At 26.5% G+C, this 13614-nt stretch carries 2 protein-coding genes; one reads left to right on the top strand and one right to left on the bottom strand.

What is annotated here, in order from left to right; genetic code table 4:
* The first annotated feature begins 148 nt into the window (after nt 1-148).
* Entirely contained in the window at nt 149-1936 is a 1788-nt protein-coding gene (locus EXC51_RS00495) for a DEAD/DEAH box helicase (protein ID WP_129620028.1), read from the top strand.
* Between the two features lie 314 nt (nt 1937-2250).
* Here EXC51_RS00495 and EXC51_RS00490 read toward each other — a convergent pair whose 3' ends face one another.
* Nucleotides 2251-13533, bottom strand: a complete 11283-nt coding sequence (locus tag EXC51_RS00490; protein WP_129620027.1) for a lipoprotein 17-related variable surface protein — start codon at nt 13531-13533, stop codon at nt 2251-2253.
* Between the last annotated feature and the right edge of the window lie 81 nt (nt 13534-13614).

Genomic DNA, 13614 nt, shown 5'->3' with positions numbered 1-13614 from the left:
TGGTGATGCTTTAAGTAAACGTGTAAACAGCACCAAATATCTAGATATTGATAATAAAAATAGTGAAAATATTTTAAACTCTGACACCGTTAATTCAAGTGCAAAATTCGAATTTTTAACGCAAAAAACAGCTGATTATATCATTAAGATGACTGCAACACCAAACGGAATGCATAATCAAGTTGTTATCGAAGAAGCAGATTTAGAAAAAGATAACATTAAATTATTAAAAAACCAACTTAAGTTAAATGATGGAATAGCCGAACAAGAAGATTTAGAATTAATTGATGATAATGCTTTGCTTGAAATAGCATGTAAAAAATTCCTAGATATTAAACGTGCATATAGTGATTCTGAAAATGAAAAATCATTAATAGGTATTAATCCAGCTATGTTGATCCAAATCGAAGATAAGTATTCTGGCAAAGAAGAAACTTTTAACTCTAAAATCCAAAATATTAAAAACATTTTAGATAAATATAATCTTTCATGGGTTACTTATTTTAGTGATGATAAATCTGAAAGTAATCTAAGAGGTAAAGTTAACCTTAGATCTATTTCAGACAACTTAAGCCCAATAGATGTAGTTATTTTCAAAATAGGTCCAGCTACTGGTTGAAACATACCTAGAGCATGTATGCTTGTTCAATTAAGAGATGTATCTTCAAAAAATCTAAACACTCAAGTAATTGGAAGAATAAAGAGAAATCCTAATCCAGAATATAAAGTTATTGAGGAAGATGAAATTGAAAATGATAAAAATTCAATTCGTTGAAATTACTATATTTATAGCAATAGCATCAAACCAACCGACAGTATTCGTATAAACATGAAACTTAGACCAAATTTTGAAACAGAAAAATTTATAACCGGAAGAATTGATAAAAGAATTTTAAAAAAATCAATTTTATCTAAAGAATATTCTGAAAAAGCTTTTGAATTAGTAAGTAAGGTCAAAGTTAAATCAGCATATGAAAATTTCAAACAACAATATCAAAAATATGGTTTTATCACGCCTGATGAAGAAAGAATCACTGATTTTAACGGAACAACTAAGCGAAAAATATCAAGAGAGTTAAAAAACTCAATTGATTTGCAAATTTATAATGAAGAACAATTTAATATCAACAAGAATTTAATAAATAAGGAAATACTTGAAAATATTTATCAAAACATTAGTTGAGATTTTGCTATTTCCAAACAAATGTTTTACTTCATATTCTTTAAAATTTATTTACATCAATTAAAAGAAGAAAGACAACGCCAAATTAAACTTGTAAAGAGTCAAAATAATGAGCAAGAATATGTGTTATCAAACTATAAAACATTACCTTTCAATAATGATTTTATGCTTAAAACAGAAGCTTCTAATAAACTTAGAATAGATTCAGAAGAACGTTATAAATATGCTTACTACAATCCAATTAAAAAATATGAACATTTACATTTTTTTGATTCCAAAACTGAACATGCAATTTTCCAATCATTTTTAGAATTTGTTAAAAATAGTGATAGAGTCAAGAAAATAACAGTTTGAACTAAAAATCCAGTACACCATGGTTTAGGTTTTGAATACTATGATGTTGATTTAAATATCGCAAACTCATATCCTGATATGGCAATTAAATATAAAAATCATTTAGGTGAAAATAATATAACGATCGAAATAAAAAATGCTACTAATGATTATGATAAAGATAAAACTCAAAAAATTTTAGAATCATATCATGAATACATTTCTGAAACAAAGAAATTAAATAGCTTAAAATTATTAGATAATTCAGCAGTTCATGTAACCTTAATGATTTGTCATTATAACTATGAAACTAGTGAAAAAGTTTTTTCAGGAGCTTCAACTAACGAAAAATTAAATGAAGCATTAAAACGTGGAGAAATTTCAGAATTCAGAGAAATATTTGAATTTTTAGATGCATAAAAAAACAGACAGTGACTAATTTTTATTTCATAATTGAAGTAACTTGTAAACCAGAGATTTTTAAGACAAAAAAACGAATACGTCTATATAGCAGATGTATTCGTTTTTTAAACAGTTTTAACTTGGAAACTCAGAACTTTATTTGTTTTTAATTTCGCACCTATTGAATTCTTTCACTGTTATATCAAACACAAAATCATCAATGGATGATTTTGATTCATTAAAAGTTATTTTTGTAATGTCAATTAATTTTAAACGTTGTTAAAATAAATAAAAAATATGGAACACAAATTCCATATTTTTTTAATTTAAAATTAAGAATTATTTTTTACTTTTTTAACTAAAACGCCAATCATTATAGCTGCAAGAGTTGTGCTTAAACCTAAAGCTAAATATCAAAGTCAACTTAATTTTTCTTCAACACCTGCTTTTTCTTTTAATAGTATTTCAAATAATGATTTTTCCATTTTATTTAATGGATAATAATTAAGTTTTAATAATTCTTTAATTAATTTTTTATTTAAATTGCTTTCTGGTTTATAAGTATCAAAATATGAAGTATTTAAGATACTATTAGCAAATTCAACAAACTTAGTTTGTTCTAATTGCTCTAACTTATTAGTTGCATCAATAAATTTAGTTTTATCAACATTTTTAAGAGCATCAAAATAACTTATTTCAGCTTCTGCAAAGTTTATATTATATTGATTGTGATTTAGAACAAAATCTTTGCTTGTATCTAATTTACTATTTAAATTGCTTGATTCAATTAAATTAATTAATTCAGTAACTGAATTAATTTTAGCATTTAAGTCTTCAATTGCTTTTTCAGTGTCAGGATTTTTAACATCTGAATTATTTCATTGTTCGTGTAATGATTTAAGCGATTTACCTTGCTTAATTAATTCAATCAATTTATCAATGCCATTAACATCTTCGCCATAATTAACTAATTCATCTAAAATGTCTTGAATTTCTTTTGGCAATTCTTTATTATCAACATCTTTTTGGTACTCAATAATTTTGGCATTTAACTTATCATATAAATCATTAATTTTCTTAGCTTCATCATCAATTGCTTTGAAAGCTTGTTTAAGTTTATCTAAAATTTCTTGAGTTTCAGCAAATGAAGTATTTGCACTATTATAACCATTTGGAGTTTCATTATTCACTAATTTTTTAGCATTATTTAAAGCATTTTCGTAGTTATTACGTTTTTCTTCAGATGCTTTGTTATAGTGGCTTAAACCTTTAATTATGTTTTCTTTTCCAATTTCATCTTTTAACTCTTTCATCTTATTATCAAGATTTTGAGCTTCATCTAAAATTGCTGGGTTATCAATCAAGTCATTATTTTTAATTCTGTTAATTAAATCATCTTTTTGACTTTGATTCAGATTTTCAAGATTTTGAATAGCTTTAATATTATTGTTTTTATCAGCAATTAATTTATTAAGTTTCTCTTGCAATGTAGCTACTTGACCTGGTTCATCATTATGTTTATCAATGTTATTTACTTGAGCTATTAAATCAGCTTTTTCATTTGGTGATAAAACTTCTGAATTATTAATTTGTTCAATTAAATCATTTTCTAAACCATTTAACTCTTCATATGAGTGCTGTAACGATTTGTCATTATTTGATAATAAATCTTCCAATAATTTATTATCAACTCCATTATCTGAATCTGATGTTAATAATTTTTTAGCTTCAGTTAATTTATTATCAAATTGTTCTTTATTATCAGCTTTATTGTATTTTGTGTTATTTGGATCAGCAATTGATTTTTCATAGTTTTTGACTAATTCATCTAAAGCTGCCATTTTTTTACTTAAATTAATTGCATCTTCATAAGCTTTTTGAGCTTCTGCTAAATCAGTTGCATTATTAATTGCTTCTTTAGCTTCATTTAATTGTTTTGGATTAAGAATATTTGGTAAATCAGGTTGATTTACATTATTTTCTATTTTATTCATTAAAGCTTCTTTTTGTGCATCAAAAACAATTTTGCTAAATTCCTCTGGATTAGTAATTACATTATTTTCATCCAATGTCATTTCTTTATTAATGATTTGATTAATATATTCATCTTTATTATTTTGATCTAAATCATTATTATCAATTGCTTTAATTTGATCTACATAAACTTTTTTGGCATCATTAATAATTTGTGCTTGCTCTTTTAATTTTGCAATAGTTTCATCTGTGATTGGATTTTGGTTAAGTTGTTCTTTAAATTTTACTTTTTCATCTGCACTTAAATATGGTGCATTGTCAACATATTTAAGAGCTTCATCACGATTAATATTGGTATTAGCTAATTTAAGATCATCAATTGCTTTTTGTACTGCATCTAAATTTGCGTTGTAATTAAATGTATCATTTGGATCAGTGTTTTCTTTACCATTTTTAATTTTGTTTGCAACATTTAATGCATTATCAAAAGCATCTTTATTATTTTGATCTGCGTTTTGATATGCACTTGAATTAGGTACATCTTTAACATTTTCAATTGCTTGTTTTAACTCAAGCATTTTGTTATCTAAAGCAGTTGCATTATTTTCAATGGTTTCTAATTGATTGTTATCGCTTGATTTAATTTGATTAATATATGCATCTTTTTGTTGTGGATTCAAGTTTTCATATGCTTTAATCCGATTAATTGCTTCTTTTTTAAGAGCTTCAATTTGAGCAATTTCATCTTTAATATCGTTTAAAGTTAATTTAGTACCATCATCATTAGCTTTTTCTAAAGTATTAGGATCTAATGAATTAAGTTTATTAATTAAATCTTCTTTTTGTTTTGGAGATAAGTATTCATTATCAGTTACTTCTTCAATAGCTTTTTGAATATCACCATCTAAAGCTTCATATTTAGTTTGAATTTCACCTTTAGTGTTAGTTTCCTCGTTGCCAATTCAATTATCTAAATTATCTGTACCTAAATCGGTAGCATTAGTTTTATCTAATAATTTTTTAGCATCTTCAATTACTTTGTCAAAAGCATTTTTAGGTGTTTCTGAAGCATAGGTATATTTATCTAATTGTTTTTTAGCTTCATAGTTTTTAACTATTTCATCTAATTTAGCCATTTTATCATCTAAGGTTTGACCTGCAGCTTTTTGTGTTTTTGCCTCTTCAAGAGTTGCAGCTTCATTAATTTTGTTAATCACATCAGCTAATTGAGCTTTGTTTAAGTGAACAAAATCTTTTTCCACCTCATTAACTAAAACTTGTTTATCTGCTTCTAATTCGATTTTGTTAACTTTATCAATAGAATCAGTTTCATTGCTATCAATTTTATCTTTAAGTGCTTGAGCTTGTTCGCTAGTTAATTTATTATTTTGCACTAATTCATCAATTTTAGCTTTTAAATTATTTTTAGCTTCTTGTAAATTACTTAAGAAACCAGAAATTTCAACTGTATTTTCAGTATCTGAATCAATATCAGTTAAATTATCTTTGGTTGACTGCAATACATATTTAACAGTTAATTGTCCAGTTTCATCATCAGAAGTAATATCTTTAATAATAATTTTTGCTTTTGAAGTAGCTGGATCTTGAATTAAGGTTGTAAAGTATGAATTATCATTATTTGCAAGTACTTCAGCTTTTTTGGCAACTAATGAACTTGCTTTGATTTGTGTTTTATCATTTGGTACATAATTAATTGTTTTAGATACTTGATCATTAACAATTAAAGCATTTAATCTTTGTAATTCAGTTTGTAAACCAGTTATTTGTGCAGCTTTATTAACTACATGAATATCAGTTAAATCAGTACGTTTTGAGTAAATGTTGTATTGAACATTTAAAGTTCCTGTTCTATCATCAAAACTTGTAATTACAACATCTTTAGCTTGATCATCGTTAGTTGAAACTGGAGTAATATTACTTAAATCAACATCAGATGGACTGATAGTTGATTTGTTTTGGATTGCATTTTCTCAACTATAAGTTAATTCATCCAATCTTTGTAATTCGGTTTTGAAACCTGTAATAGTATTAGCATTTTTACTTCTAGTTTGATTAATTTCAACTTCAACATCTTGTCTTGAATTTGAAACTAAAGTATAACTAACAGTGATTTCACCTTTTCTATCATCACGAGTAACAATTTTCATTGAATTTTCTTTGATTGAAATACCTTCGGCATTTAATTCACGATTATTACTTAATTTTACTTGTACTCCAGAAGGAATAACATTTGTTTGATTATAAAGAGGTAATCATTGTTCTTTACCTGGATAATCAATTACTAAATTAGCAATTAATCTTTCAATTCTATTTTCTTCTTCATCATTATTAGTTACATAACCATCAAAACTTGATAATGGATTTGAAGTTTCAGATTTAATTGTAGGTGCTTCTTGAGGCGTATCATCTCAAGTTCCTGAAATTAAACCATCTGTACCAGTTAATGGACGTGTAGAAATTAATTTATAACCTAATTGAATTGTTCCAGTTTCATTGTTAGCATTTTGAGTGTCTAAAATTGTTTCAATTTTAACATTTTCATTTTGCCCGTATTCTGTTAAGGTAGCATTGAAATCATCAGAAGTTAATTGTGAAGCTTTTTTCTGATCTGTTCCATCTTTTTTAGCTTCATCTTTTGCAGTTATAGCAACTGGTTGATTAGCTTGTTTTACTAAATCATTCAATCTGGTTAATTCAGTTTTATAACCTGTTAAGGTTGCATATTTATATTCTGATTTAACATCAGATAAACCTGATTTAGTTGATTGCAATTTGTATCTTACTCTTAATTTACCAGTAATATCATCATAAGCAATGATTTTTTGGTCGCTAAAAGTATGATCAGTATTTGGTTCTACACTTCAAGTTCAATTTTGATCGCTAATTTGCACTTTTGAAGCAAGAATTTGATTTCTATTTGAGTAATCAATTGTATGAGTATAACCATCATCAGTTGCATTTGGATTAAGCTTATCTAGTCTTTCTTTTTCAGCTTGTGCTAAAGTTTTAAAGCCAACTAATGATCCTGATTTAGTTTCTGTTGATGTAACAGTATTCAGATCATGGCCACTAACCATTCCTCTAGTTGAAACTAAACGATATTTATAATCAATGCTATTAGTTTGATTATTTGGTGTTTTTGAAACAATTTCTACCCTAGCATTTTCTAAATCAGCAACAGCTAAAGTTAAATGATCTAAAACTTCTTCTGGTAAATATTGTCTGTAGTTTGCAGTGTCAATACCAGTCAATGAAGCTGTAGCAACTTTATTTAAGAATAAAGCATCCAATCTTTGTTGCTCAGTTTTAAAGTTGTTTAAAACAACAGTTTGTACATCAGTGTTTACATTTTCGTAAATACCACCTTTAGTACTATGAATTACATAAGCCACTGTAATTGAACCATTTAAGTCATTTTGATCAGTAATATTTTGAATAATAATTTCAGCATTATTATCTGTTGAATTGATAACTTTATGTATTGCACTAACTACTGAACTTGAAGCTAAAATTTGATCACCATTTGGATAAGTAATTTGTGCATTAGCAACTAAATTAGTTAATCTTGCTTTTTCAGCATCTTGATCAATTTTGTTTTGTTGAGCTTGTGTTCTGAAACCAGTAATTACTAAGTCTTTGCTTTGACTTTCTGGTGCTTCATAATTAGTTACATTTCAATTTGAAATTAATTCATCTTGAGTTTTAGTTGTCACTAATTTTAAGTTTAAAGTATTTTGACCAGTTGAATCATCTGGTGTAATTGAATTAATAAATGCACTAGCTTTATTTGTGTTTTGTTTAGTTTCATCGTATGAATAATTAGCTTTATCATTAGCTGGACTAACTGAAGGTAATTGATTATTTTTAGTTCCGTTGAAAGTAATATCACCTTCAACTAAGTTATTTAAAAGTTCATTTAATCTTTGAGCTTCAGTTTTAAGTCCAGTAATAATAATTTCTTTTGGTTCAGAATAAACATCTTGACCATTTTTATTACTTTTTAGTTTATAAGTAAGTTTAATTGATCCAATTACATCATTGTAACCTGTAATTGTTTTATCAACAACACTAATAATATTATCTTTAGGATTTAATTGAATTTGATCTGGACTGAAACTTGAAGCCATTTGAGTTTTATCAATAACTACATTAAGATCATCATTAGTTTTGGCATCTAAATCAGCTTTTTCACGATCTAAATTACTTTGGAATCCAGACATTGTAGCACTTAAAGTTTTAGAAACTACAGTGTTGTTTTGAATATCACTTCTAGTTGATTTTAAGTGATAATTAAAAGTAATAGTTCCATCCGGATTTTTCTTAGTAATTTCATCAATTACTAATTCAACATTATTTTGATTATTAATATTAGTTAATTGACCATTTAATTGTTCTGCTAAATAACCTGAAAGATTATCTTTAGTAACTTCATCAACAGTAGTTTTATCTTTAGCTTTTGTGCCACTAAAGTTAAATTCTTTGTCTTTATTGTCAATTAAATTATTTAATCTTTGTTCTTCTGTGAAATAACCAGTAATAGTAATTTCTTTATTTGTAGAAGTTAATTCTTCACCATGTTTATTGCTTTTAACTACAAAAACAGCAGTTAATGTACCATTAACATCATCTCATGATTTAACTGATTGAATTTCAATAGTTTCATTTGTATGATTTGCATTATCATTTGTTGCAAAAGTAATATTAACATTACGTGGTGATGCAACAAATGATGAAGCTAATTTTTTGCTATCTGGAGTTCCTACAAAGTTAGCGCTTGTATAAGTATTAATTGTTTGTTGCTCTTTTTCTTTGTTGCTCATAAAGCCGTCAATTTTAACTTGTTTAGTTTTTGAAACAACTGTTTGATCACCTAAATTATCTTTAGTCGATTGCAATTTGTAAGTTACAAGCACAGCGTGCGGATCATTTGGATCTTCTTCCACTGATTCAATTACAATTTCAGCTTCGTTTGTAGGATCGATTGTTCCTATAAAGCTAGAAGTATTTACTTCTTCAACAGCTACTTGATTTTGATTATTACCATTAAATGAAATAGTTTTTGCAACACTATCATTATCAATTAAATTATTTAATCTCACTTCTTCTGTTAGAGTACTTAAAGCATTATTGTTATTTAATGTATAAACTTTAGTTGACTTAACGGTTTCAAGATTTTCTTTAGTTGATTGATATTTGTAACTTAAGTCTAATTTACCTGTTACTTCATTTGTATTTGAAATAACTAAATCAACAGTAGTTACATTTTCAGGCATAGTTGAAGCAATGAATTCAACTTCATTAGTGTCAACTTCACTTGCTGTATCTGTAGCTTGATTTGCATCTTTAACTTTAGCTAAAGCAAGAGATAAATCATTTAATCTTGCTAATTCTTTCTCATAACGTTGTTGACCATTTAAATTATTAATTGCAGTTTGAATTTTGTTATTTAATAAATCAATATTAGATTTATTCATTAAATTATCATTATTGTCAGTATTTAAAGCATCTAATAAATCTTCAGCTTCTTTAATTACTCCGCCTTTTTGATTACCATCTTTAGTTGGATTACCATCATAGGCTTCTCTTAAAGCGTTAGTGGTATAAGTATAATTATTACCTGCTGTTACATTATTTTGATTTTCTATGTAATCACGTAAGGTTTTCATTGATGAATTTAATGCACTATTAATTCCATCTTGACTAGTAACACCATCAATTGTTGTTTGTTCATTAATTAAAGCAATTGCTTTTTCTTTTTGTTTATCAGTTAATGATGAATAATCAGAATTAATTTTAGCTATTGCATCATCTTTAGCTTTTTGTAATCTTTCATCACCATTTAAATTGCTAATTGCATTTTGAATTGCTTTAGTTCTATTTTTAACTTCTTGTAATGATAAATTAGATCCTTGAGTCTTATTAACATCAGTTTTTTGTTGATTTACAGCATTATCTAATGCATTTTGATTATCTGCTTGAGTATAATCTGTACTTTGTTTAATTGTTTCAATATTATTAGTTGCATCATTATAAGCTTTCATTGCATCATTTAAATCACTTGCATTTTGTGCAATTTGATCTAATTGATCTAGATTAGCTTGATCAATTTCATTTTTAAGTGCTGTTTTTTGTGCATCATTTAAATATTTATAATTATCAATTGCTTTTTTTGCCGCATCTTTTTGATTTTGTTCATTAGCAAAACCAGTAATATCAAAGGTTTTATTTTGAGTATAAACATTAGTTTTATCACTTGATTTTACTATCCTATAAGTAACAGTTAAAGTTCCAGTGTCATTATTACCGTTAATAGAAATAATTTCAGTTTCTAAACCGTTTGCATCAGGAGAAATACTTTGTTGAGAAACTAAGTTTTGTTGAGCAGTTGTAGGTTCAATATTTTTATTTGGATAATCAAAAGTAGCAGTATAGTCTTTAATTCTGGTTCTGGCTCTTTCATTATTAATATCAGTTCATTTATCTACAATTATTTTAATATTTTTATCTGAACCTATTAAAATTTTGTCAGCAAATGGTTGATTTGCATCATAATTGTCTTTGTAAAGAGTGGCATTGTCTATTTCTTGTTTAACTTGAGTTTTTTCTGTTTCTGTTAATTCATCTAATGCTGAAATTTGATTTTTAGCTGTTGTTTTTGCTGTTGCAAAAGCACTAGTCATTTGATCATTTATTTTTTTAATAAATTCATTATTTACACTAAGTGTAGCTGTATTTTCATTATAAGTAAAAATCTTGTTTGAACTTAAAGCACTTTGTAAAGCGTTTTTAGCACTTGATTTTTGATTTGCGTATAAATAATTAAATTTATCTATTTCGGTATCAAATTCATTAATTGCACCGTCAAGACCTTTTGCTTTTTCTATTCATTGTTGAGCAAAAATTTCATTATTATCATTATAAAACTTAGTAAGAATAGCAGTTGATGCAAAAATATTTTGAATAGTTTTATCAGAAGCATTTGTTAAGTTTTTATCAAATGTATCAAGAGCTTTTAAATCAATCTGACTTGTAGAACTTGCAAACTCAAAAGAACCTAAATTATTAAAGTCATTTTGTGGTTGTTTATAAGTTTCAATTTGTGACTTAACTGAATTTTTGTGATTATTTAATTTATTAACTTTACTTATTAAATCAATAATTGCATTAATTTTCTTATTTGTAGCATCTAAATTAACAAATGGATTTAGTTCGCTTTTTGAACTAAGGTTTTTAACTTGAGCTTTAATTGTCTTAATAATAAGGTTTTTAGCTTTATTATAATTTCCGCTATAAGTTGAAGAATTTTGTTCAGTAATTGGATATTGTGCTACTCTTGCAAAATATTTTTCAATTTCAGTTTTACCACTATTTTTTACAGCAGTGAAATTATTGTCAAGTGCATTGTAAACTGCATCCATTGAAGTTTTTAAACTATTATATGATGCACCGCTTGGACTAGAAATTGAATATTCTGTAGAAGTAGTTCTATCAATTGCACCAGATTCGGTATTGTATTCACTTGAACGGAAATTAATTTTGTTAATATTTCTGCTTATTACTGAATCTAAAGAGTTTTTAGATGATTGAGTAGCTAAAGCATAAATAATTTTATTAGTTATATTTGCATTGTAACTTGAATCATAAACATTATTACTAAGAGGAAAATCACGAATCTCTTTATATTTTTCTTCAATTGCTTTTTGTTGCTTATCAAGAGTATCAATTTTAGCTTTTCATTCAGTTAAAAGAGCACTTTTTGAATATTGATTACTTGCAGTAAATCCTGATTCATTATCTAATAATATTTTTAAATAATCTTTTTGTCCTTTATTTAATCATTGTTTAGCATCAACATATCTTTTAGCTAATTCAAGATCGGTATATGTATAAACAATTGGACTAAATTCAATACCATTACTATCAAATCTACTTGATGATAATGGAGTTGATGTTAATGAGCTACCGCTTTTTACTTTTCATTTTTTAGCATCTGCACTAGAAATTGTACTTTTTAACCGTAAAGCATTTGTGTTCTTTACTGCTTTTGTATCTTGATAAATACTTTTTGTACTAATTGTTTTTTTGTTTCTATTAATTCTATTTTTAGAAATGTCATAATTAATATTTGAATTTCCATTTTCAGTAATTCTTAAAGTTGTGGCTGGAAATGCATCACTATTTGGATTATAAATATCAGAACCAAGTGCTGAATCAATAGTTTCTAAAGTGTAGAATTTTTTAAGTTGAGATTCAGATCTGTCAGCTATTTTTCAAAATCCAGAAACAATTCTTTGATCACCATCATCATTTTTTTCACGATATTCTGCTGATCCAAAGAAAGATTTTCTACCTGTTGATGATCCAGTGTTTCCAAAAAACGTTGTATTACTTGGGTTAGCTACATCATTATATGGCTCAAATTCTACTTCTGCTACTGCTCCGGCAACTAAATAATCAAGCTTTTTATTCATTTCAATATTGAAGACAAATAAACCACCTTGATTGTTGTATATAATATTTGCTGGTCTCGCATTACTAATAAGGTTTTTTTGATATAAACCAAAATTTGTTCAAGTACCACTATTTTCTGATAATTTAAATCCATTTGATCTAATATCTGACATATTGGTTGGAGTAGATACTAAAATATCATACATTCCGTTATGTTTATCTGATGTTTTGTAATTATCTCAAGTTCTTTTTTTCTGGAGCAAATCTGAACTTAAACCACTTGTATATGATGATGGAGTATTTTGGTAATAAGGTAAGTATGCGTAATTAGTTAATCATGCTTCTAAACTATCTCCATTTTTAGAAGCTTGAAGAGAATCTTTATTCACTTTTTGTACTTTTCCAATTCAAGGCGAAATATCATAATCAGATAAGGTAGCATTTTTTTCTTCTTTTAATTTGATAGTATAAGTTTTTTGTTTTAAAACAGTTGAATTATTTCTATCATCAACTTTAATATACAAGTGAATTTTAATATCACTTGCTAATTTCATATCATTTGAAAAATAAAATGCTCCTGTGTAGAATGTTGATTGCGCACCATGAGTCGCAGAACCATGTAATGGTTTATTAACTAAGTTATAACCTATTTTAAATCTTTTGGTATCGGCACCTGGATTATATCCATTTCCATTTCACCATGGTCCATAATCTACATTTTGATTACTAAAACCATCTACTTGTCAAGAATAAAGTGTTCCGCTTTCTGTTGCGTAACCACTTCCTGTTCAATCAGAAACATTTACATTGTTTGGGAAACCTGGATTTGAGGCATCAAATAATCTAAATCATGAATCTCCAACTGCTCTATATTGTCAATTAGAATTTTCGTCATTAAAATTCAAATTACCGTTTGAATTAAAAATATTTATATATCTATATGGGGCATATCTGGCATTATGATTTGAAGTTTGAAGTGAATTATAGTTCTTTCAAATATTGTCTTGCACATTAATATTAACTTGATCAAAAGTTCAACTAGCGCCTGAACTAGTTTCAATTGACACATTGTTTGAACTTGTGTTCATTGAAAGAGGCAAAACAAGTCCTATTAATGGTACTGATGCAGGTACAATTAAAAGACTCCTTTTTAATGCTTTATTTTTCATACATATCTCCTATTCTATATATATTCATATATATATATATATATATATATATATATAGAAACCACACTTTAACTTATTTGC

This window comes from Mycoplasmopsis gallinacea (assembly GCF_900660495.1).
Classification (GTDB): domain Bacteria; phylum Bacillota_I; class Bacilli_A; order Mycoplasmatales; family Metamycoplasmataceae; genus Mycoplasmopsis; species Mycoplasmopsis gallinacea.
The sequence above is the reverse complement of the archived record's forward strand: the minus strand, read 5'-3'. Positions and strand labels throughout refer to the sequence as shown.